We start from the raw sequence: 21,837 nt of genomic DNA, 5'->3' as shown, positions 1-21,837 counted from the left end.
CCCTTTTTTTATTTTTTCAAACTCTCTCTGTTTTCACCGAAATTCTGGCCACAAAATCATCCTGACTGACAAAAATACTATTTTCCGAGTCCGTATTTACGAAGCATGGCCATACCGCCCTGGACACTCAGAGTATCATCAAATCCAAGCTCGCGAAGATTCAACTGGGCCTCGAAAGATCTGACTCCAGTATTGCAGACAAGCACAACCTTTTTGTCCGAAGGAATTTCTGAAATCCTGTCCTTCAACTCATCCTGGGGTATGCTATTCCAAGTGCCCGGATATTTTTCAACAAAAGGCTTTGCGTCAGGAAAGGCTCTGCAGTCTATAAGACAGACATCTCCTGACTGCACTTGTTCCCAGTATTTTTCGAAGGATTCCGCATCAACGGCCTCGAGATAACCGTCGAGAACATTATCAGCCACATTGGCAAGAGCATTCACTATATCCATGGCTGATGAAAAAGGCGGAGAATAGGCAAGTTCAAGATTGCTTATATCCTGGATAACAGGTTTTCTGTCAAGAAGAGCAGCCACAGCATTTATGCGACCCACAAGAGCATCTCCTTTACCACTTATACCCTGGATGCCAAGCACCCTTTTAGTATTCTTTTCAACGACAAGCTCAAGGAACATGAGTTCCTTGTCAGGATAAAAATGAGCCCTGTCAAGCTGACACATCTGAACACTGATGGCATCAAACCCGCAGGCCCTTGCCGTTTCTATGGTAAGCCCGGCACCAGCAAGGGCATTATCGAAAATCTTCACCACAAAACTTCCCACCGCCCCAGGGAATTCAGCCTTGCCGCCGGCAAGATTTGTTCCGATTACCCGCCCCTGCCTGTTTGCCATTGATCCAAGGGGATAAAATCCGGCTTTGCCAGACACGAGGTTTTTAAGCTCTATGCAGTCACCACCTGCATAAATGTCAGGATCAGAGGTCTGAAGAAATCTGTTTACAACTATTCCTCCGGTTTCCCCGACATCAAGACCTGCTTCAGCAGCAAGTGCCACATTTGGCTTGATGCCTGCCGCAAGAATAACAAGATCCGCGTCAATGGCTCTTTTATCAGTAATAACCCTTTCGACATTGCCTTCGCCTTCAAAGGCAGTGACCGTTTCTCCCAAATAAAAAACGACGCCCTTCTCGCTCATAAGATTCTTGGCCATGGCAGACATGCCTTTGCTCACAAATCCAGGCATTATCTGGTCCCGGAGTTCAATAACTGCGGTATCCAAACCCCACATATCAGTAAACGCCTCGGCCATCTCAAGACCGATGAACCCCCCACCCACTATAACAACTGACGAGGCCTCGCCCTTAACGACCCTCTCCTTTATGGCAATGGCGTCATGAAGATTTGCAACTGTGTATATATTGCCAAGATCCTTTCCTGGGATATCAAGTTTTCTCGGAATGGTACCAGTGCCAATTACAAGTTTATCATAGGGGAAAATTGTTAAAACCCCGTCCCTGTTGATGGCATGCACTTCTTTACTTGCCCTGTCGATCTTTGTGACCCTCGTAGAAGTAAAAGCGGTAATGCCTTTTACCTTCCTGAAAAAATCCACATCCCTGACCATATGAAAGCTTGTACTCTGAAGCTCCTTATAATCGCTTACATCTCCTGATACATAATATGGAATGCCGCATCCGCCATACGAAATATACTCATCCTGATCCAGTATAATCACTTCCGATTCAGGATCTATGCGTTTAAATCTGCATGCAGCCTTTGATCCCAGAGCCACAGCGCCTATAACAACAACCTTTTTAGCCATTGGTCACCTCAAAGAGTTTCTATTTTCAAGTATCAGTCAAAGTAATTATTTATTCCGTCCATAACCTTATTTTATAAAAAAACGAATTGTCAATTAACATGATCAAGGAGAGTCCAAATTATTCTTGATGATCTCGTAAAAAGTCAGAAAAGGGTATCAGCGTCATGCCTGACTCGATCCGGTATCCAGTATTTTCAGACAGTTCTGGATTCCGGCATGCGCCGGAATGACGAAAATCGGACTTCTTGCTATATTGTCATTATTAATGCTCTATAAACATATTAACCTACCTCTATAAATCAGAATTTTGATGTGTAAGCCGCTGACACAGCTAACGCGCAAGCAGACAATTCTTAGAGGTGATTTTATGTATTTGAGACTTTTAGCAGAAATCCCTGGCATGGATAAATCCCTCACTCCCGCCATTTTCCAGACATCATTCAGTATAACAAGACAATTACCATACCGCATATTGCGATATGACCGAAACACAATGTTTTTTATAAAAACAAGCAAAACAAAAATATAGATTTTATAATAAAGACAATTTATTATTTAAAAAAATCTAAAACAAACCGATATAAAAATAAAATGATTCTATGTATCGTAAGGCTTCTCAATTTGACGAGCTGGTAAAGCATAGATACGAAAACCAGCAAAAAAAACACGGCCGTCTCTATTAATGCCATGATCTAAGAAAGGCAAACAATGCCAGAAACTCAGGACATAATCATACAATGCGAGCTCTGCAAATCAAGATACAGAGCACCTGCGAGCATATCCGGGAAGGTGGTCAAATGTCCTAAATGCAGCCACAAGCAGGCAGCCTCAAAGGAAAGTGGAAAAACAGGCTTACCCATTATCCTGACCATAGGATATCTATATGGAATAATAGATAAAAACACAGTCCAACTAATTGCAAACCTGTACAATGAGGCATTGAAGAACGGAAAAAAAAACAATATCGAATCCTTTATCCGTGAGCAGGGCCTTTTGACCAGTGAACAGCTCCAGCTGATTGAAGACAGTGAAAAAGCGTGGGATCTCAGACAAATGGAGGTCGAATTCGCCCAATTGCTTATAAAAAACAATCTCATAGCAAAGGATGTTGTGGATAAAATTCTCAAATACCAGGTCAATATTTTCAATCAAAAAAGAGAGATAGTTCTTGTTGGAGACATACTGGTTGCGGGGGGGCTTCTTACAAAAAATAAGAGGGATGATCTCCTCGCATCACAGGGCAGAAAAAATTCAAAATACTCATTTAAAGACGGCAAACTTATTGAGGAAGAAATCATTCAGGAAAATCCTGGGCAAAATCAGGATCAGACAGATCAATCAGATCTCTTTGAAATAAAACTCTCGGAAGATAAAATTTCAGCATATCTGATCCTTAAAAATGACAAGGCTCCGATAACTGTAAATGATGTTCTGACAGAGTTGGACAGACTTGGCATATCCTATGGTGTTGTCGACAATTCCCTTATTGAAGGCTTTCTGAAATACCACAAAAGCACCCAGAAGCTGTTCAAGCTTGCCCAGGGCATCAAAACGGAACCGGGCAGAAATGCTGTCATAAACTACTATTTTGATACAGAATACTTAAAACCATGTTCTGTGGTTGAGGGTGATCAGATTGATTTCAGAGACAGGGGCACAATCCCTTTCGTTAATGCAGGAGATATTGTTGCAGAAAAAGTTCCTGCCGAACCCAGCAATGACGGAATAGACGTACTCGGGCAAGTCATACAGGTTCCAAGGACAATTGATGTAAACATGCTTGCAGGAAATGGCATAGTTATGGACGAAAGCAATCTGAAAGCCATTGCCCAGATAAGCGGCCAGCCAGTTCTATCTTTTGGCGGAATAATCAGCATCCTTCCTGAGATAGAGATAAAGGGAGACGTAGGTTATCAAACCGGTCACATAGTATTTGAAGGCAATATCATAATCAAAGGATCGATACAGGACGGCTTTAAAGTTAAGGGTGCAAATATAACAGCGGCAGAAATTGCGGGCGGGATCATAGAAGCGACCGGGAGTGTCACCGTTTCAGGAGGTGTAACAGACGCGACGATATCATGCATGGGCATTTTAACCGCCAAGTTCATAAACAGCTCAAATATACACTCCTATGGTGATATCTTTGTAAAAAATGAGATAATTGACTCAACCATAATAACCAGCGGAGCTGTTGAAATCAAAAAGGGAACAATAATTTCATCCGATATTTCTGCAAAACGAGGTATGATTGCAAGGGAAGTAGGTTCTGAAACCTCCCGGAGCTGCAGAATTAAAATAGGAACCCTTGACCATGAGAAACAGGAGTTAAGGAAAATAGAATCCAGACTTGAATTCAAGAGGACGTGGGCAAAAAAGATTGAAAAGCTTATCTATAGTATTGCAAATGAACTCAAAAAAAACCAGGAAGAGCAAACAAAGCTTGCGCACATTGAGGACAGGGCATCCATCGAAATAAGAAGCCTCAAGACCGCTCTTGCAGAAGCTGGATCAGACAAGACAAAAGAAAACGTCATTGAAACAAGAATCAAGCAGCTTCAGGACATTATTGAAAAGACCGAATCAAGAATCGCTTTACTTTTCAGAGATCAGGATCTTTTAGAACAGCATCTGAATGAAGAGCCTCATGAACTTGAAAAAACAAATAAAGAGATTGAAAGAATACTTAATGAAAAACATGATTTCGAAGCGTGGATGGATAGCATAAGTCCGGTTTCCATACTCAAGGTTGAGGGTGCAATTGCAGCTGGAACGGTTGTTTCAGGAGAAGGCTCTTCGGCAGTAGTTCAGAACACTGTAAAAAAAGTTAGGGTTCAGGAAGTCATCGTCACAATTCCTCCGGTAGGAAGTCAGCATGAAATGGTCATAAAACCGCTCAATTGATTTTTGTACGCCCCAGCCACCGTATACACCATAAATTCAGGGTAATACCCAAACAAAGCATAACATCTTATACAAAATCTTCATTAAAGAGCCTTCAGGGCATTGACATATTTGATAACCGCCAATATATAATCGAAAGCTATTAACTTTATTAAACAGACATGCCATCTAAGAGGAGTAAGTCATGCTGTCGTTTTTTCCTGGCCCGGTTAAGGGGTCAATTCTTTTTCTGCTTTATTGTGTTAATACCGTTTTCTGGGGCTTTTTTCTTCTCCCGGTATCTTTTCTCAAACTTGTAATTCCATTTCCAAAAACAAAAAAAATCCTTTCAAGAATAATAGATCTGATTGCCACGCTCTGGATTTCAGTAAACAATTTCAATCTTGCCCTCTTCCATAAAATTAGCTGGGATGTATCAGGACTCGACGGCCTTGATCGAAATGAATGGTATCTTGTGGTATGCAACCATCAATCATGGGTTGACATTCTCGTGCTCCAAAAAACCTTTAACTTCAGGATCCCTTTCCTTAAATTTTTCCTTAAAAAAGAGCTGATCTGGGTACCTGTAATGGGTGTAATATGGTGGGCACTGGACTATCCATTCATGAAAAGATACAGCAGCGATTTTATTAAAAAGAACCCACATCTGGCAGGTAAAGACATTCTGGCAACTAAAAAAGCCTGTGAAAAATACAAAAACAAGCCCGTATCCATAATGAACTTTATGGAAGGAACAAGATTTCATCACAGGAAACACAAAATCCAGAAATCTCCTTACAAAAACCTTCTGCTCCCCAAAGCCGGCGGAATTTCATTTGCACTGTCTTCAATGGAAGAATTCATCACAGGCATAATTAATGTTACAATTTATTATCCTGAAGGGATTCCCACATTCTGGCAATTTATCTGCGGAGGCACAAGCAGGATAGTTGTTAAGGCAGAATTCATACCTAAAGACGCAAAACTTTTTGGAGACTATTTCAACGATCCTAAGTTCAAGGAAGAATTTCAAAACTGGGTAAATACCCTCTGGCGTGAAAAAGACGAACTGATAGAATCCCTGAAAAACGCAAGCTGATTAGCAGACAATTAAACATAAAAGCTCATTTGTGATAGATCTTTAATAGCCGCAGTCAAGAGAAGACCTGTCCCTGTTGAAGCCAGGGACAGGAATCCAGAAACTAAAATCTGACTTTTTGTGGCCTCACCTTTTTTCGGAGCCATCATTTCGCATCCCCCAGCAACATAATTGCCCCCACTTTCAATCCTGAATTTTATAGTGGGCAACGAGGCGCGGCAATAAACCGGCATCGACTTAGTTCATAAAGATCAAAAAAATGCGTATTCAAAATCAAATATACAACATAATGTATATTGAAAAATTATTCCCATTGATATATTGTGACCAGACCTTCATTGATGTCCTTCCTGAAGGTAAAGACTCGTGCTGAAATACGAGGCAGCGCAGCCAGAAAACCGAGTTTGAAATAGCACATCCATTTAGTTCCTGGCCCTGCCAGGTACAAATCAGATTATTATCTGTAAATTGTTCAAAAGGAGAAATTTGAGTGAATCCCAAAAAGGTCAGTGAAAGCAGTGTGGTTTTTAGAGAGCTGATGTCTCCCCAGGATGCAAATATAGCGGGCAATGTTCATGGTGGTGTAATAATGAAGGCCATTGACAATGCTGCCGGAGTTGCCACCATCAGACACTGCAGAAGCAATGCTGTAACAGCGTCAATTGATCACATGGACTTCCATAGCCCCGTTTTCATTGGTGATATCCTGACCATCAAAGCAAGTCTTAATCTGGTAGGGACTTCATCATGCGAGGTTGGAGTTCGGGTTGAAGCAGAAACAGTTCTGACTGGAAAAACAAGGCATGTCGCCTCTGCTTACCTTACATTTGTCTCTCTTGATGAAAACCTGCGACCAAGACTCATGCCCCAACTCATACTTGAGACGGACAATGAAAAAAGAAGAAACAGAGAAGCCATTGTAAGAAAAAAGGCGCGTCTTGCCGAAAAAAAGCAGCTCAAGGCTTGCAGCGAAAACCCTAATGAGTGCTGAATTTATTAACTTTCCAGAGTGACTTTTAAAATTGACAAGGTCGTAAAAAGTTGGATTCCGGCGCAGACCGGAATCCAAAAGTATCTGAAAACACAAAGATACAGGATCAAGTCCGGCATGACTCTGACGCATAAAAAGGCTTTTTTAGAAATTGTCTACAGAATCAAGGGCAGATAAAATCCTTAAGATAACAGGCAATATCTGCTCCCTTACAAAAATACCATTAAGACCATGATGAAGCGACTATTCAAATAGATTAGTCATCTACCAAAACACATTGCAATTGAAACGCCCCAAGTTTCAGTCAACCGTTATTTTTCAAATCTTGCTTTTTTTCAGTAATTAAATGTAAAATTAACAAGTATATATTGAAATAGGTCATTTATTTGCTTACTTTATATAATTAAGATCACAAAGCATGTCGCGCTGTCCATGCAACAATTTTAGGCCAATTGACATGGAATAGGCCATTTTAAGATTTGAACAGGATAAAAATAAGGATTTAAAAATGCGCAACTTCTTTTTCGATAAGTTCGAAAATCCTCTGACAGGCTCTAAAAACATTGCATGCCCTTTTGAAACCATTACAGAGCAAATGGAAGTGGCCCAGAATTATTTTCTTGACATGCTGGCTTACATGAACGAATTCGCAGTTCCTTACTTTTCCGCTTCCCAGTATTTTACCAACGTGGAAAAGGAAAAAATTCTCACAAACTCACCTCTTGAGAATCTGCATTCCTACGTCAGCCTTGCAGACATGAACCTTGATCTGACAGCAAGAAGTTTTCTGGGAGTTTTAAAAGCCATAAGCACTTACGGGACAAAAGACATAAAGGATGCCACAGACGCTTTTCTCAATACAGTCTTTGAAATAAAAGATGGAGAAACCCTCAAAAATTTCATGGACAGAAAAGCAAGAATGATACATCTGCTGACAAACGTTTACCCAAAAGCAATAAAAGAATCAGGAAAATATTTCGGATTTCACTTCGAACAGGGCAGAGATATTAAGGTAGCGGAAACTGACAGATTTATAATGTATCAGGTAATGCCAACCATTCCCGGAGTTGAAGTTAATACATCCTGCAAACCTGTGCTTATTCTTCCTCCTTACGTACTTGGCCCGAACATTCTCGCCTTTCTACCTGACGAGCAAAGAAGCTATGTTCACAGTTTTTCCAACAAAGGAATCCCGACTTACATACGGATAATGAAGAACATCAAGCTCCATGAAGCTGTGCAGATAATGACACCTGAAGACGACGTAAACGACACGTTTTTTTTCTGTAAAAAAATCAAAGAAAACAATGGCAAGATGGTGACCTTGAACGGTTATTGCCAGGGAGGTTTCTTTGCATTTCTCAATATTGCCTCGGGCAAACTTGACGGACTGGCAGATGCGCTCATCACATGCGTTGCGCCAATTGACGGATCGCTCAGTGTTGGATTGAACAATTTTCTTAAAAGCCTCCCGCCGAGATTCAACAAACTTGAATACGGGGCAAAAGCCCTCCCAAACGGCATCAAGGTTGCTGATGGTGACATAATGGCATGGGTATACAAGCTGAAGAGCATAGAGTTAGAATTTCCGCTCGTTGCCCTCTACAGGGACATGTCAATGTTTGATTATCCCGGGAATGAAAATGCATCCATCAGCAAGACTGCCGCGGCCCTTAATTACTGGCTTACATACGAAAAAACCGATCTGCCTATGGATATAACCAGAATGAGTTTTCTTTCCTATAACAACCCTATTAAAGATGATGGAACAACTCCAATAACTCTTTTTGATAAAAAAATAGATTTCAGGTATATTAAAGAAAAGGGTATAAAATGGCTAATTTGTTATGGAGAGAATGACGACCTTGTTGAAAAAGATTCTGCTCTTGCACCTTTAAAATATTGCAATGCAGAAGTTGCAGCTTTCCCTAAAGGGCATGTAGCTATAGCCACTTCCTGGTCTCATCCTGATTCGAAATACGCGCTCCACAAAAAATTTGACAATAATAAGGGCCCGGTTTTTTTCCAGCTTGAACTTGACAGTGAAGCACCTAAAAAATAATACGCGCTCTTTATATGCCGACAAAGGTGCTTATAACGCATATAGAGAGTTAAAAAATTTATTTAAAAAGAAGTCTGATAATCAATGGTTTTCATATGTTCTTCCGCAAGAACGCTGACTGAAACCAAGAACCATTAACAGACAACTTTTCCATGTTTATGCCTGCAATTAAACCTAAATGCCGGGAGGTTATCATGGAAGAAGAAAGAAAAAATGAAGTGTTGTCAGAAGAAAAGTCTGCTGCTGAAAAAAGTGACAGCAGAAAAGGTTGTGAACGAAGAATAAGAAAAAGCCTTGGCCATATGTATATTACAACTATAGGCTGGATATGCAGACGGGAAAAAGACAGAAGAAATAAAGACTGTCAGGAATGACACGCTCAAATGATGCGGACGGATAATCTGCAAATTATTCAGCAGACAAACATCTTTATTTGAGCAAAAGCTGTATTTATTCCCGCCCCAAAGCATATTCCTATATGTTGCAGAATAGCTGCGCATTCAACAAGTGCTGCATCGCAATACAGACGCAGAAACTGTAAGACTAATGTCATTACAACTAAGGTTTTACGGTCTTAATCATGCATTATTTTTTGATTTTTTATGTTTTACAGGATTTTTAATGGATAAGGATAAGAGAAAAAGGCTCAGAATCAACTTTTCTGCCCAGACAAGATTGATAGATAAAGAAAATGGAAATACTTATTCGGTATCCATGACAGACATCAGCATGAATGGTTTAAGCGGGACATCAAGCGGCATTCCTTTTCAAAGTGGTCAAAACTGTGATGTAGAAATAATAATACCAGGAAGAGCAAGCCGACTGATCCTTGAAATAAGCGGCAGAATAGCCAGAATTGAAAATGAGACAGTAGCTGTTGAATTTGATAATGACCTTGAATGGTGGGCAATTTTCTCAATTTACAAACCTTATGGTGGCAAGGAAAATGAGGGATTAATCGAATAAAGCCAGATGAGTCAACAGAAAAAAAATTGGGTCGTCAGCTCGTTCATATTATATTCATGAAGCCCAATATAGTTGTAAATCCTAAAAAATTCCGAACTGCCACTTGATTTACAATCTATCCATAGATAATAATTTGTCAGTTAAAATGAATAATATTCCTTAATTTGGAACTAAAAATCATTCATGCTCAAACACATATCCAATAGATCTTCTGCTTTTAAAATACTCGGGATTCTTGGGGTCTTCTTCAAAATATTTTCTTAACCTGACTATAAAATTATCAACAGTTCTGGTGGACATACCTCTGCTATATCCCCATCCTATCTCAAGCAATTTGGCCCTTGAGAGTGGTTTACCCTTGTTGATGACAAAAAGCTTTATAAGTTTTATTTCCTGCTGAGTAAGGCTTATCTTTTCAGAACCATGAAACGCTTGGCCTGATATAAAATCTATTTTATTAGGGCCAAATTCGTAAATTCCATCTTCATAGGGGTTTCTTTCTCCCTCTTCCATACTTTTTTCAGTTTCCCATCCTGACCTTTTGAGAAGCCGCCTCACCCTTAAAAGAAACTCTTCCAGATTGAATGGTTTTGCAAGATAATCATCACTCCCGAATTTCAGTCCTTTTATTCTGTCCTCGAGGTCTCCCTTGGCTGAGAGAATCAGTACGGGAATCTTCTGATCTTCGAGCCTTATACCTTTCAGCACCGCCATGCCGTCGATTACCGGAAGCATTATATCAAGAACGATAAGATCAGGCGCCCAGCTTTTCCATAACTGCATTGCCGCGCCTCCGTCCGAAGCGATTTCAACCTCAAATCCTTCAAGAGAAAGACTAAGTTTCAGCCCCTCTGCGATATGCTTTTCATCTTCAACAACGAGTATTCTTTTTTTATCTTCAGACATTTCACCCTCCGGAGAATAGAAAACACAAAATCAGGAACTATGAACTTCCTGAATCATCTGAGACTGGAAGAACAAGTGTAAAAATGGAACCTTTCCAGGCTCCTCGACTATGCGCGATAATCTTACCGCTATGGATTCTGGCGATATTATTAACAATGTACAGACCGAGTCCGCTGCCTTTGGCTGTCATATTATCAGAAATTCCAATCTGATAAAATTTTTTAAATATTTTATTAAGCTGGTTTTTCCTAATCCCTATTCCGTTATCCTGGAAATAAATTTCAACCCTTTGAGAGATGCGCTTGAAAGAAACCCTGATCGCAGGCTTATCAGAATTATTGTATTTAATCCCGTTGGTTATGATATTCATTATCAGCATTTCGAAAAGGACGTCATTGACCTGGCACACAATGCTCCCATGTTTCGGAGGAAGCACCTTGACATCTGCATCGACAAATACGTGTCTATTTTCATCAACAAGATTACGAATAAACTCGTAAACATTTTTTGGTGCAAACTCGCCCGCATAATGTTTGCTTTCTATCCTGGCGAGGTTCAATATCCTGGATATATTATCAGAAAGCCGGCCTACGTCCTGAATCATATACCTAATATATTTATGCTGATCCTCTTTTGACAGATCATATTTAAGAAATGTCTCAAGATAAAGCTTCAAAGATGTCACCGGGGTTTTAAGCTCATGGGTAAAATTATTGATGAAATTATGCTGCAATCTATACAACTGTATTGTCTTTAGAAGATACAAAAAAATTATGAAAATGCCGGCAGATGTCAAAGCCACAAGAACCGACAGGACAACAACTACAAGCCATGTTCTTGATATAAGAAACTGGCCGGCCTCGATATTGAACTTGAGTATAAGATTTTCAAGATCTGTCGTCACCTTCAGGAACCAGTACAAAGACAGAAAAAGAAACATGGCTATAAGGCCAATCGAAATAGCAAGAATTGTAACCGGATGGAAGAACCACGGAGTTTTTGCAAGAAGATCACTTCTTGACCAAAGATTGGACATATACTTATTCAACTATCCCTCCTAATTTAAAACATGATAGTTTGACAAGAAACTTTACCCTTGATAGCCTTGTTTTATTTAATAAAAAGCTATTATTTTTTCAGAGGTTATTAGTGATGCAAAACCCGGTCATACAAATCAGAGGATATCATCTTGATGTATATGGTCACGTTAATAATGCCCGATATTTAGAATTCCTTGAGGAAGGAAGATGGACCATGTTCGACGGCAAGATAGATCTTGACGAATGGCGTAAAAACGGTCGATCCTTCTATGTAGTGAATATCAATATTAACTATAATAAAGCGGCCGTTCTCGGAGACTTTATCGAAGTCGTGTCCAAGATCATAAAATTCGGAAACAAAAGCGGGAAAATCAGCCAGAAAATCGTTCTCGCAAACACAGACACGGTATGCGTTGATGCAGAAGTCACATTCGCCATAGTGGACGATTCAGGCAAGGCTCTCCCCATAAAAGGCGAACTACGGGCTCTCCTTGAACAACTCTGAATCCTTGAGGACTCGGACATACCCTTGATTTACTGCATAGGCTGACAGCTATTTTAGCCCCCAAAAAAAGAAAAAAACCGGGGTGAAACGAACTTCTCCCCGGCATAAGTAATAAAACTAAGGCATAGCAGCAAGCTGGTCGTAGTTTACAGCCTTGGCATAAGCCATTAGATCGTCCTGGGTAATATCATTACCTTCAACTGTGACGAGAATCTTGTTTGCAACGACTATATTGATATTTCCGCTCTTGTTTGCCGCATCAAATTTGACAATGGCTTTCTGATTATTGATTTTTTCAAGTTTACCGCCATCAGAAGTAGCAAACATAGGATTGCTGAAGAGCATCATCATGCTCTGGAGCATTGGAGAATCCGTTACGAATTTTACGGAAACGGAACCTTTATCTTTTTTACTGTACTTTCCTTCGGCTGAAACTCCGCCACCAAAAACAGCCGCTCCTGAAGCCTGGGAAGAAGGCTCTTCTGCCTTCCAGCCGTCAAGGGGCTTTGGAAGGAGTGTTTTTATCTTCTCAGCCTTAAGCTGTGCTATCTTCTGAGAGGCAAAATTCAGGCTGTTTACTGCTTCGGCGTGGTTGCCTTTTTTGTAGTGCTCGAGTCCTTCATTTATTGAATCAGTAACTTCATCCGCAAACACATACCCAGAGCAAAACATGCCAACAATAAGAATGACAAAAAGACTCTTTACAGACTTCAACATCTTCATATTACCTCCCAGGAATTCATATTTTAGAATATTTTCTCACCATAAAAACATCGTTTATATCAAACAAAAAAAATGATCAAGAATTATGAATTTATGCGTCGTATTGGAAAAAGCAAAAGCTCTATTTCTGATAGCACAAAAAAGCCCTTCGATATTCCCGAAGGGCTTCTATTTGAAAGTTAAAGCATCCAAGAACTCTATATAAACAATACGCGCACCATCATTTGAATAATTCCTTATCAGACATGCGCGGAGCCAAGTCCGGCATGACGCTGAAGCCGTTTATGACTTTTTGCGAGACCACCTTATTTAAGCATGGCTTCAATCTTTGCTATCAATTCTTTTTCCTGCTTTCCCGGAGTTTTTCCGCCTGCCGCAGCAACCTGATGTGCAAATTTAATGGCTTCAGCTCTTTCTTCAGGAGTCTTGAGAAGTTTTGGAAGTGCGGCAAGGGCCTTTTTGCTGTCCACCTGAATCATCCTGAACTGCGCAGCCACAAGAGCTCGGAACTGCTCTATCGTCATATCCCTGAACTCAGGCCTTGTCCTTATTATCTGCCCGGCTTCCTTAATCTCAATTTCCTCTATTGTTTTGTCTATGGCAATTACGGCTGCGAGAACCCGTATAAGTCCGTCAGCATAACCGCCATCCTCCATTGCCTGACCCCATTTTTTCTTATCTTTTTTCAAATCGTCTTTTCTAGAAGCAACGGCAAGCACGCCATCAACCGCATCAGTTGCAGTCTGTGTCTTTGACGGAATCATGAGTGTAACCAGAGGATTTGTATATATTGCCTTAAAAAGCGCCTCATCCCTCATGTCACGCAAATCGCGATAAAGATTCCAGCTTTCTTCGATCAAATCCGAAATATCCTTCTCAATCAGCCTGAAGCGATTCTGATCCCCTATTTCACCCCTGTTTTCCTTGACGTATGGAGCAAGAGTGGCAACTGGTATCATGAAAGGATTAACATCTGACACCACATACCTCTGAACCCTCAAAGGATGAAGCAGCTTCAGAGCCAGAGCAGAATTACGGTTTGTAACTGCTTTTACAAAAGGGCTGATAAATGCATTGTAAAAACTATCATTTATTTCTGAAAGAGCGGCAACATGACCAAACGCATCTTCATCTCCAAATCCATCGTCCAGTGCCATCAAATCAGCGATGGTTCTTTCCTCGAATTTAACTTCATAATCATTGAGCCAAGGCTTGCTCGGATCATGCTCTATAATCATCTCATAGAGGCCAGGAGCCAGATAATTGATCATCTCGACGCTGCCTATTATTTCGCTCTGTTCTTTCTTTGCGATTGAAGAAGCTACAAAAATCCCCAGATGGCCTATTTTGGGGTGGATGATATAAACAATGACCTGCTGGTTTCTCTTGATCTCGTCAACAGTTCCATAAACTTGAACAATCCAGTTAAGAGCCTGTTGAGGGGGAGTAATATTATCGCCTTCTGATGCAAATACAACAACAGGATGACCAAAATTTTTAAGATTTATGACCTCGCCGTCATCAAGCGTAAAATCACCCTTTACAAGATGATTGCCTATAAAAAGGCCGTCTACAATCTTGTGGATCTCGGCCTTGGTCATCCAGAAAAAGCCGCCCCACCATTTTTCAAAGTCAAGAAAACGCTCTTCTTCTGTATCGACATTAGCGTATACATTATAAAGCTTCTTCCAGTTGGTATTTGCAGGATTGAGCATCTCCATGTTCATGACCAGATTCGCCCCGTCAAATTTCCCGTCGGAAAGGTCACTCAATAAAGAGTTCATCCAAACACCGCCGAGGAGTCCGCCTTTGTACCTCATGGGATTCTTGCCGTCGACCCCTGACCAATAAGAAAGGGGGGAACCGTTCAATACAAGAGGCCCGGCAAGATCAGGCCTGCTCGCGGCAAGAAGTGCTGATGCCCATCCACCCTGGCAGTTACCCATGATGGCAGGTGCAGGTGCAGCAGGATGACGCCTTCGGATTTCTTCCAAAAATTTGACCTCGGCGTTTTTAACGTCTGCAAGGGTTTGATTCGGCATCGGATTTGTATAGAAAAATATAAAATATACAGGATGGCCATGGCTAAGAGCCATACCAATTTCTGAATCCTGCTTGCTTCCGCCAATTCCTGGACCATGACCAGCCCGGGGGTCAATTATGACTATGGGTCTTTTTGTTGGACTCTCAGGCTGATAATCATCAACTGTATCCGAACGCCTCTCTGAAGTGCCTTTCTGGCCCGGTTTAGGAGCTCGGCGATCGATGATTTTGGCCAGCGCATAGTTTGCAGGATTCTTCTCAAATGTCCGTGCATCCATGAGGATTTCGTATTTGAATACAAGGACAGGTGGCTGCTGTTCATCCAGATGCTGGATATAGGTATTCCCTCTTTTCCTTAAAGCATCCATAAACAGAATGCTGCGCTGGGCCGAATCCAGAAAATAGTCATAAGCTTCCTTGGCTATACCTGAAAAAGGTATAAGCCCATCAAGACCTACATTCATATTGCCTCCTCACACATACAGCCTTTATCAGAATTATGAGCTTGTCTGACAGACCGCATCCTTATATCTTTAATTTTCAAAATGAATTTATAACCGTAAAAACAACCTTTTCTTTTTTATAATGAAGCGCTGAAAAAGTCCAAGAGTAATTTGCCATGCACAAAAGACAAAGCGCCTAATTATATTTATTAAACGCTGAATATAAGTGAGTTTTTTAAATCAAACAAAACACTGAGCTCCAAAACCGATGATTTCTTTATGGCAAAGCAACAATGGGTATCCAACGCATAATAAGATTCATTTATTTACTTTTGAAAGACAGGACTCCATGATTACTGTCCTTTATTTAACAACCAAGGTCATTGGCTTTTAAAGCAAGAAAATATATTACGATACACATTCAAGCATTGGCATTTGTTATTATTGAGGATGGATATGAAGAAATACCGGAACCCCTTACTCAAAAGGGCTCCGGTATTATTATTGATCTGACAGTTTCTGAATGGGACGACTATGAATAACAGACATCAGGATGAAAACACACCACAGCAGCAGTTGTTGCAACAGGCTCAAATGCGGATGCAGGTGTTATAACCGCGCCAAGATCCGCTGCGTTCAGGATATTAAAAATCACCCTGTTGTTTTCAATATTCTTGAGTCCTGGATAACCAGGACTGAATCTCTGACCACGTTTTTTATCAATACAGACGTCATTCATAATCATTTCCTGAACAACATCAGCAAGATCCTCGGCTGTTCTCGCGGCAAGTCCGTAAAGCAAAAAAGCTGATTCCTCATCGCCTTTTACCCGCAGTTCCTTTGCAGCAACTGCTGATGCCATTCCTGCAGTTACAATCTGAAGACCTATTCTGTCGATCTCGCCCTCCTTGTAATAGTCAGCCAGGGAGAAAACTTCTTTTCTGTCTCCTGAAATCATATCGTTACAAGCAATTCTGCCCAGTTCCTTGTCGTTTTCCTTATCAAAAATGATGATTTCCGAACCTTTTCTGACACATGGCAATATTGCATAGGCTCCTCTTGGAGTTATCCAGCCGTTTTTGTCTGCCTTTTCAATCATATCCGCTTTTACTTTTCGCGCATCCTCAGGCTTGAAAGAAGACACTTTCCCTGGCCCCATTGCCCAATTAAGGGAAAAAAGGGATTTTTCATCGAGCTCAAGCGATTTAAGGGCAATATCGATTCTCTTTGGACCAGAAACAAATTCAGGAGCATTATGATCGTCAAAGCTGACAGTTCTTCTTGGAAGAGTAGCCTCCTGCTTTTCTATTCTTTCATCCCTTTCCTTTTGCCTGACAAGGTTTTTAAGAAGCAGCTCCCTATTGTTCTTTATAAACTCATCCCTTCTTGCACCGCTCAGAGACTCCATAACATTCACGCAGTCCATTGCAGAAGCGCAATAAAAAACATCGGATTTTATTTCTGTTTCAGATTCCTTTCCCGCCATTGCGACTGTTGCCGCATGCCTCAGATTGATAGGAGCTCCTCCAATGAGAACCGGAATATCAAGGCCAGCTTCCTTCATCATTTTTGCTACAGTGATCATATGGCTCGCAGTCTGGACAAGAAGAGCGCTCATACCTATTGCTGTGGCGTTTTCAGCCTTTGCTGTCTCGATATATGACGCAAGCGGAACCTGAACTCCAAGATCAATTACCCTGTAGCCGTAATTCTCAAGAAGAGTCTTTGCCAGATCCTTGCCAATGCTGTGAACATCCTGATGAACTGTTCCAAGCACGATTGTTCCTTTGGCTGATGTTGCAGCACCGCCATTCTGCTTAATGTAGAATTCTATAAATCCCATCACCTGCTTCATAATATCCGCAGATTTTAGAAGATGTGGCAGAGAAGCCTCGCCAGCAGCGAATTTGTTTCCAAGTTCCTGCATTGCTTTCATGAGATAATCATTTATGAGATCAAGCGGAGGCACGGTTTTGATTGCCTTTGCTGCATCTTCGATTATTTTGTCCTGATACTCATAGTTGAAGCCATCCACATCAATTACAGCATTGGTTCTTTCCTTAAATCCGTCCTTTATCTTTTCGCAAAGGGCGTCTTCTGGAGAAAATCCTTCGTAACTGCTTCTTTTAACTGTAACTATGCCTTTTTTAAGCTCGGCCTTTTCCTCAAGCTTTGCAAAAGCGTCCATGTCCCTGTTGAAAATAATCGAAAGCGCAAGATCTCTGTCTTCTGGATCAAGGGTTTCAACAGGCACGTAATGATTCGGATTGACTATGGCTGCGTCGAGTCCCTTTTTTCTGGCTTCAGCAAGAAATACTGAAGTAAGAACAACCCTCATATATGGCTTCTTGGCAAGGCCGTTTGTAAGGTTGCCGACGCCCATCGAAGTTCTTAGGTCAGGATGAATTGCCTTCACCCTTGCAACTCCCTCAAGGGAAGAAAGCGCAAAATTCATGGACGGGTCTGGCTCAGAACCAATTGGGAATGCGTTCAGATCTATTATGAGCTGTTCAGGCACAACGCCGTACACGGCACATTTTTCAACAATTTGACGAGCAAGTTTTTCCTTACCTTCAGCTGTTGTTGCAGGGCCTTCTGAATCAGCGCAAAGAGCAATATAAACAGGGTTATGGAACGAGGTCGCAGGAACCAGAACATCCAGCTTGCTCTTTCCATTTCCGTGATCTTCCAGTGAAATTGAATTTATGATCGGACGCCCAGGATAGACCTTTACTGCCTCAACAAGAGCCTCAACGTCAAAAGAGTCGATGCACATTGCTGCGTCAAAATCAACTGTCATGCCTTTTATGACTTCTGGAAGAACTTTTTTTGTATCAACGACATTGGAATCCATGCACACATCTATAATTGATATGCCAAGATCCTTGATCTGCTCTGAAGCAACCTCTTCGAGCGCTTCAAAATCTATTAATGCAGCGCCGCCTTCAACTGCTTCCCTGACTTTTTTTGACCCACGCACATTCAGGCGCTCGCCAATTCGTATAAGCCCAGTGGAGCCGTCAAGCTCAACAGCCTTCTGTGGCCCAGCGATAAAAGTTCCCTTTACAGGAGTTCTCTCCTTTGGCTTTACGTTTTTCAGCAGCTCGCATGCTGCCTTTATATGTGCTGGAGTTGTTCCGCAACATCCTCCGACAATGCTCACTCCATATTTTGTGACGAATTTTTCCAGATACGACGCAAACACATCAGGCTGAAGCTTATAAACAGTTTTTCCGTTTTCAGATTCCGGCATCCCCGCATTTGGAAGAACAGAAACAGGAATCCTGCTGAATCTGCATAATTTTTCAACGGTCGGTTCCATTAAATCAGGACCAATGGAACAGTTTACTCCGAAAGTGTCTATTCCGCATCCCTGGAGTGCAGTAAGGGCGGCAACAACATCTGTTCCGAAAATCTGCATTCTGGAAAAAGCATCGACAGTGATCTGGGCCATTATCGGAATTCTCTTTCCTTTTTCGTTCATGGCCTTTAATCCGCCTGAAACCGCTGCTTTCAGTTCAAGTGCGTCCTGCTGGGTTTCATAAAGAAGAACATCCGCTCCGCCATCAAGAAGCCCCAAAACCTGATGATAAAAATTATCCTCGATTTCTTCCCAGAAAGAAATTTTAAGATCTGCCTTGGTGCTGGTTAGAACATGATTCGACGGCCCTATCGAACCGACAACAAATAAAGGCCGACCGTCATATTCCGGAAGAGCTGAATATTCCTCAACAGCCCTTCGGGCGGCAATACATCCTGCTTTGCTCAAATGATAGGCCATATCTTCATAAGAATTCTTCGTAATATCAAAGCCTTCAGGAACAGCGTAAAAAGCTGAAGTATCAATCCCGGAAAAATCAAATTCCTTCAGCCTAAGAGGACTCGCCCCGAATGTATTGGTCTCGACAGCATTGCATCCAGCTTTGAAATAGGCGATATGAATATCCTTAAGGGAATCAGGTCTTGAAAAATTGAGAAGATCCGACAGCATCTGAAACTGCTCACCGCCAAACTCAGAAGTTCCAAACCCAAGATTCTGGATCATTGTGCCCATTGCTCCGTCCAGAACTATCACCTGTTTTTTTAAAGCCTCAAGAAAATCCATCTTCAAAACTCCATTTTATATATATAAATATTTGTTTTTATTTAAACTTCAATATATCAAGATAATAGGATATATTAACCTCGGAATAATTTCAAGCAAAAGGTTATGGCCACCCAACACTTCAAAGACACATTCCGAATACCTGCCAAGCCATATACAGATAGCGCAGAATAAAACTCCGATTCCGGGCATCATTTATAAAAATATTTTATCCGCTAAAAAATGCCAAATTGACACATTAAGAAGAAGACTCTAAATATCATTTTACCATTAATAAAAATGATATTTTATTATTCCATCTGATATCATCGACTGATCAGGACAGTCTTAGAGGTGGCCTTATCTTTTAGCTTACTGAACCAAGAGAAACTCTTTCAAAAGACTCTCTAATAAAATAAGCATAAGAAATTTAATTCTTATTCAATAAATACCAAACAGGAAAAACAATGATCAACAACGACATACTTAGAAGAGTCAGATACGCATTGAATATTAATGACTCCGCAATGATTGAGATATTCAAACAGGCAGATTACCAGATGCCTATACCAGAGCTGGTCCGCCTGCTTAAAAAAGACGATGAGCCAGGGTTTGTGGAATGCAGCGATATAATAATGGAGTATTTTCTTAATGGCCTGATTTATTCAAGAAGGGGAAAAATCGAATCAAAACAGGGCCAGGAGAAAAATCCGGCCAGCCAATTATCAAACAATACGATACTTAAAAAACTCAGAATTGCTCTGGAATTAAGGGAAGAGGACATGCTGGACATCATGGAACTCAGTGATATGAAGGTATCAAAATCAGAACTCACAGCGCTTTTCAGAAAAGAAGGGCACAAAAACTACAAGGATTGCGGAGATCAGTTTCTAAGAAATTTCATCAAGGGGATTACAATTCGATTCAGATCAATCTGAGTTGAAGTGAATAATTCCAAATTCTATTTCAAAGAGACAATAATTCGCTGGAGCTTTTGTGTTGGCTCCCACTTTTTGATATAGGCATCATAAACCATAAAGCTTTTGCGGAGCTTTTTCCAAAAAGAGACCCGCCGACACTCTCATCTGGTGCGCAAGCCTTAGAGCTTGAGCAGGGACGCGGCGGCCATTCTTCTTCCGGCCTCAGCCTTTTCTTTCTCCTGAATGGCATTGGCAAGCTCGACCTTTGTCTTTAGAAGATCGTTCAAAGGAATGACGCCCTGGGCGTAATATTTTGCAGCGTCGGATTCGTGGGCCTTCAGGTTTTCCACTGCTTCGTCAGCAACGTCCAGAATCCTGCGTGTGAGAAGAAGATTATAGTATGCCTTTTTCACTCCTTCCACTACATTAAGCCTTGTAGCCACCCTTTCCTCTTCCATGGCTGCAGTGCCAAGTTTTGCGATCTCCAGCCTGCTTGAAAGGGCGAATCCTGTGAAAAGGGGCTGTATCAGGCCGACACCCCATTCAGCATGGGTTCTGTCGCTTCTTTTCAGAATCACGGCGCCGTTCTGAGCATAGGGGACATCCTGATACTGCCTGAGGGAATATGAAGCTTCTGCTTTGGGTAGAAAATCAGCATTTACGCTTTTTTCTGCCTGAATGGATCCCTCAAGCTGCTCGGATGTCTTTTTCATGCTCTGACTGGCCGAATACGCCATTGATATGGCCTTGTTCAGTGAAAGACGTTCTCCGGCCATGGATTCAGGAATTTTTTGAAATCCGAAAAACATCGGAATAACAAGGAATAACGAAATGAGTTTCCGCATACTTTCCCCTGGATTTAAAAACGAAAAACTTGAAGATTAATTCGCTATTTAAAAAACCATTCAAGCAATAGTGATCGTAGTTATTTTTTTGTAACATGGATTCATATTGCAAACAAGATTTTCTAAACGGTTGTTTGGATTATAAACTCGGCTTTATGCCCCCAGGAATGCAAAATGGCTATTTTTAAGGACTAAGCAGGTATTAAACTATTGCTATTCCCCAATTAGAAGACTTGGATGACAGGACTAAAAATCAATCTGATTACCACTCTGCTTCAGCCATAGAAAGCATGGTTGATGGCATGGGTGGAGTCCTAAGAGCAACATAAATCAGTCTGTGAATCATGGACGGCAGATCATATCGGCGATTGAATCTGTACTGAAATTCTGCCAGGTACCGCGGAACATGCTTGCGATTAATTGCATGATAAGTACCTTTGAGCGCATTTTTTAAGTTACCAAGTATTATATTGACCCATTTGAAGGATGGATGCTCTACAGCTGCTTTACCACCTCCAGTAACATGGGGTTCGTGCTGGAAACCAG

General features: G+C 41.2%; 16 protein-coding genes. 8 read left to right on the top strand and 8 right to left on the bottom strand.

Translation table 11 applies throughout. The annotated features are described in order from the left end of the window. Window positions 1-77 precede the first annotated feature (77 nt). Window positions 78-1,781 (bottom strand): FAD-dependent oxidoreductase, encoded by a 1,704-nt coding sequence (locus K245_RS0113620; protein WP_027359700.1) that lies wholly within the window; start codon window positions 1,779-1,781, stop codon window positions 78-80. A gap of 708 nt (window positions 1,782-2,489) precedes the next feature. Between K245_RS0113620 and K245_RS0113615 the strand changes: the two genes are divergently transcribed. The 6 genes from K245_RS0113615 to K245_RS0113580 all read left to right on the top strand — a co-directional run bounded on the left by K245_RS0113615 (window position 2,490) and on the right by K245_RS0113580 (window position 9,782). Then, on the top strand, window positions 2,490-4,685 hold the full coding sequence (locus tag K245_RS0113615; RefSeq protein WP_027359699.1) for a FapA family protein: 2,196 nt from the start codon (window positions 2,490-2,492) through the stop codon (window positions 4,683-4,685). 184 nt (window positions 4,686-4,869) lie between these two features. Then, window positions 4,870-5,763, top strand: a complete 894-nt coding sequence (locus K245_RS0113610; RefSeq protein ID WP_027359698.1) for an acyltransferase — start codon at window positions 4,870-4,872, stop codon at window positions 5,761-5,763. 490 nt (window positions 5,764-6,253) lie between these two features. Then, window positions 6,254-6,754: an acyl-CoA thioesterase gene (locus K245_RS0113595; protein ID WP_027359697.1), complete on the top strand. Its 501-nt coding sequence runs from the start codon at window positions 6,254-6,256 to the stop codon at window positions 6,752-6,754. 508 nt (window positions 6,755-7,262) lie between these two features. Then, a complete protein-coding gene (locus K245_RS24505; RefSeq protein WP_051284129.1) occupies window positions 7,263-8,816 on the top strand; it encodes a metal transporter in 1,554 nt (517 codons plus the stop codon). A gap of 194 nt (window positions 8,817-9,010) precedes the next feature. Then, entirely contained in the window at window positions 9,011-9,190 is a 180-nt protein-coding gene (locus K245_RS0113585) for a hypothetical protein (protein WP_027359696.1), read from the top strand. A 247-nt stretch (window positions 9,191-9,437) separates the two neighbouring features. Continuing rightward, entirely contained in the window at window positions 9,438-9,782 is a 345-nt protein-coding gene (locus K245_RS0113580; protein WP_027359695.1) for a PilZ domain-containing protein, read from the top strand. A 177-nt stretch (window positions 9,783-9,959) separates the two neighbouring features. On the opposite strand, the gene K245_RS0113575 is transcribed toward K245_RS0113580, so the two are convergent. Together K245_RS0113575 and K245_RS24500 are read right to left on the bottom strand one after the other, a co-directional pair. Then, the gene (locus tag K245_RS0113575; RefSeq protein ID WP_027359694.1) at window positions 9,960-10,688 is read right to left on the bottom strand and encodes a response regulator transcription factor; all 729 of its coding nucleotides are present in this window, start codon (window positions 10,686-10,688) and stop codon (window positions 9,960-9,962) included. A gap of 37 nt (window positions 10,689-10,725) precedes the next feature. After that, window positions 10,726-11,736 carry a sensor histidine kinase gene (locus K245_RS24500; protein ID WP_232223829.1) on the bottom strand — a complete coding sequence of 337 codons (1,011 nt, stop codon included), beginning with the start codon at window positions 11,734-11,736 and terminating at the stop codon, window positions 10,726-10,728. Window positions 11,737-11,840: 104 nt separating this feature from the next. On the opposite strand from K245_RS24500, the gene K245_RS0113565 reads away from it, so the two are divergent. Then, entirely contained in the window at window positions 11,841-12,233 is a 393-nt protein-coding gene (locus K245_RS0113565) for an acyl-CoA thioesterase (RefSeq protein ID WP_035277251.1), read from the top strand. A 117-nt stretch (window positions 12,234-12,350) separates the two neighbouring features. Here K245_RS0113565 and K245_RS24495 read toward each other — a convergent pair whose 3' ends face one another. The 3 genes from K245_RS24495 to K245_RS0113545 all read right to left on the bottom strand — a co-directional run bounded on the left by K245_RS24495 (window position 12,351) and on the right by K245_RS0113545 (window position 19,547). Beyond that, entirely contained in the window at window positions 12,351-12,956 is a 606-nt protein-coding gene (locus K245_RS24495) for a hypothetical protein (protein ID WP_051284128.1), read from the bottom strand. Between the two features lie 305 nt (window positions 12,957-13,261). Next, window positions 13,262-15,463 (bottom strand): DUF3141 domain-containing protein, encoded by a 2,202-nt coding sequence (locus K245_RS24490; protein ID WP_051284127.1) that lies wholly within the window; start codon window positions 15,461-15,463, stop codon window positions 13,262-13,264. Window positions 15,464-15,974: 511 nt separating this feature from the next. Beyond that, complete coding sequence (locus K245_RS0113545) at window positions 15,975-19,547, bottom strand: homocysteine S-methyltransferase family protein (RefSeq protein ID WP_027359692.1); 3,573 nt, start codon at window positions 19,545-19,547, stop codon at window positions 15,975-15,977. A 446-nt stretch (window positions 19,548-19,993) separates the two neighbouring features. Between K245_RS0113545 and K245_RS0113540 the strand changes: the two genes are divergently transcribed. After that, window positions 19,994-20,464, top strand: a complete 471-nt coding sequence (locus tag K245_RS0113540) for a YehS family protein (protein WP_027359691.1) — start codon at window positions 19,994-19,996, stop codon at window positions 20,462-20,464. Window positions 20,465-20,625: 161 nt separating this feature from the next. Here K245_RS0113540 and K245_RS0113535 read toward each other — a convergent pair whose 3' ends face one another. After that, window positions 20,626-21,291, bottom strand: a complete 666-nt coding sequence (locus tag K245_RS0113535) for a TolC family protein (RefSeq protein WP_027359690.1) — start codon at window positions 21,289-21,291, stop codon at window positions 20,626-20,628. Between the two features lie 262 nt (window positions 21,292-21,553). Next, on the bottom strand, window positions 21,554-21,837 hold a 284-nt coding region (locus K245_RS24485; RefSeq protein WP_027359741.1), incomplete at its 5' end, for a transposase.

The organism is Desulforegula conservatrix Mb1Pa (assembly GCF_000426225.1).
Taxonomy (GTDB): Bacteria; Desulfobacterota; Desulfobacteria; order Desulfobacterales; family Desulforegulaceae; genus Desulforegula; species Desulforegula conservatrix.
The sequence above is the reverse complement of the archived record's forward strand: the minus strand, read 5'-3'. Positions and strand labels throughout refer to the sequence as shown.

Coding starts and splice junctions, on each gene's coding strand:
- K245_RS0113620 (WP_027359700.1), bottom strand. CDS start 1,781: ATGGCTAAAAAGGTTGTTGTTATAGGCGCTGTGGCTCTGGGATCAAAG.
- K245_RS0113615 (WP_027359699.1), top strand. CDS start 2,490: ATGCCAGAAACTCAGGACATAATCATACAATGCGAGCTCTGCAAATCA.
- K245_RS0113610 (WP_027359698.1), top strand. CDS start 4,870: ATGCTGTCGTTTTTTCCTGGCCCGGTTAAGGGGTCAATTCTTTTTCTG.
- K245_RS24505 (WP_051284129.1), top strand. CDS start 7,263: ATGCGCAACTTCTTTTTCGATAAGTTCGAAAATCCTCTGACAGGCTCT.
- K245_RS0113585 (WP_027359696.1), top strand. CDS start 9,011: ATGGAAGAAGAAAGAAAAAATGAAGTGTTGTCAGAAGAAAAGTCTGCT.
- K245_RS0113580 (WP_027359695.1), top strand. CDS start 9,438: ATGGATAAGGATAAGAGAAAAAGGCTCAGAATCAACTTTTCTGCCCAG.
- K245_RS0113575 (WP_027359694.1), bottom strand. CDS start 10,688: ATGTCTGAAGATAAAAAAAGAATACTCGTTGTTGAAGATGAAAAGCAT.
- K245_RS0113565 (WP_035277251.1), top strand. CDS start 11,841: ATGCAAAACCCGGTCATACAAATCAGAGGATATCATCTTGATGTATAT.
- K245_RS24495 (WP_051284128.1), bottom strand. CDS start 12,956: ATGAAGATGTTGAAGTCTGTAAAGAGTCTTTTTGTCATTCTTATTGTT.
- K245_RS24490 (WP_051284127.1), bottom strand. CDS start 15,463: ATGAATGTAGGTCTTGATGGGCTTATACCTTTTTCAGGTATAGCCAAG.
- K245_RS0113545 (WP_027359692.1), bottom strand. CDS start 19,547: ATGGATTTTCTTGAGGCTTTAAAAAAACAGGTGATAGTTCTGGACGGA.
- K245_RS0113540 (WP_027359691.1), top strand. CDS start 19,994: ATGATCAACAACGACATACTTAGAAGAGTCAGATACGCATTGAATATT.
- K245_RS0113535 (WP_027359690.1), bottom strand. CDS start 21,291: ATGCGGAAACTCATTTCGTTATTCCTTGTTATTCCGATGTTTTTCGGA.